We start from the raw sequence: 1,148 nt of genomic DNA, 5'->3' as shown, positions 1-1,148 counted from the left end.
ATGACCACACCGAAGCGCACGCCTCTCCACTCTTTGAACGTCGAGCTTGGCGGGAAGATGGTTGATTTTGCTGGTTGGGAGATGCCTGTTCAGTATCCTTTGGGGATCATGGGAGAGCATAAGCAGTGCCGTGAGAAGGCGGCGTTGTTTGATGTGTCTCACATGGGTCAGGTGATCCTGCGCGGTGAGAATGTGGGTGAGAAGCTGGAAGCTTTGTGCCCGCAGGCCTATGCGACGCTGAAGGAAGGCAAGGCGCGTTACGGGTTCTTTACGAACGCCGAAGGCGGGATCATGGACGATTTGATCGTGTCGAATGCGGGGGATCACTATTTTGTGGTGGTGAACGCGGCGCTGCGCCATCAGGACATTCCGCATATGCGCGAGCACCTTGAAGGCGTCGAAGTGACCGAGATCTTCGACCGCGCGCTGGTGGCGGTTCAGGGCCCTTCGGCGGAAAACGTGGTGGGCGCGCTCTGCCCCGCGGCCCGTGACCTGAAGTTCATGGAAACCACTCTGGCCGATATCATGGGCGTCGAATGCCGCATCTCGCGGCTGGGCTATACCGGCGAGGACGGGTACGAGATCTCGATCCCCGAGGACAAGGCGATCGAGATCACACGGGCCTTCCTGGCGCATGAGGATTGCGAACCGGCGGGTCTGGGCGCGCGCGACAGCCTGCGGCTTGAGGCGGGGCTGTGCCTGTATGGCAATGACATCGACCAGAGCACCTCGCCGATTGAGGCCTCGTTGGCCTGGGCGATCCAGAAGCGCCGCAAGGAAGAAGGCGGTTTTCCGGGCGCGGAACGTATCCAGCGCGAACTGGCCGAGGGCGCATCGCGCAAGCTGGTGGGCATCAAGCCCGACGGCCGCGCGCCGGCGCGTCAGGGCGTGGAAATCCAGTGCACCGAAGGCAACACCATCGGTCAGATCACCTCGGGCAGCTTTGGCCCGACGGTCGGTGGCCCGATCGCGATGGGCTATGTGTCCGCGGGCCATGGCGCGCCGGGCGAGAAGGTGAACCTGATCATCCGGGGCAAGGCGCAACCGGCGCAAATCGTGGCGCTGCCCTTCGTCAAACAGAATTACAAGCGTTGAAGTCAGGAGAGAGAGACATGGCAACCTATTATTCCGAAGAGCATGAATGGCTG

1 protein-coding gene is annotated in these 1,148 nt (G+C 61.7%); it reads left to right on the top strand.

Annotated elements, in window-relative coordinates; translation table 11 throughout:
- Complete coding sequence (gcvT, locus tag ACR0C6_RS21315) at positions 1 to 1,095, top strand: glycine cleavage system aminomethyltransferase GcvT (RefSeq protein ID WP_480621103.1); 1,095 nt, start codon at positions 1 to 3, stop codon at positions 1,093 to 1,095.
- Positions 1,096 to 1,148: the final 53 nt, after the last annotated feature.

It is taken from the genome of Ruegeria sp. AL12 (assembly GCF_056540885.1).
This window is presented reverse-complemented; position numbering and strand designations above follow the sequence as displayed.

Excerpts from the sequence above, each read along its gene's own strand:
- gcvT (WP_480621103.1), top strand. The coding sequence starts at position 1 with ATGACCACACCGAAGCGCACGCCTCTCCACTCTTTGAACGTCGAGCTT.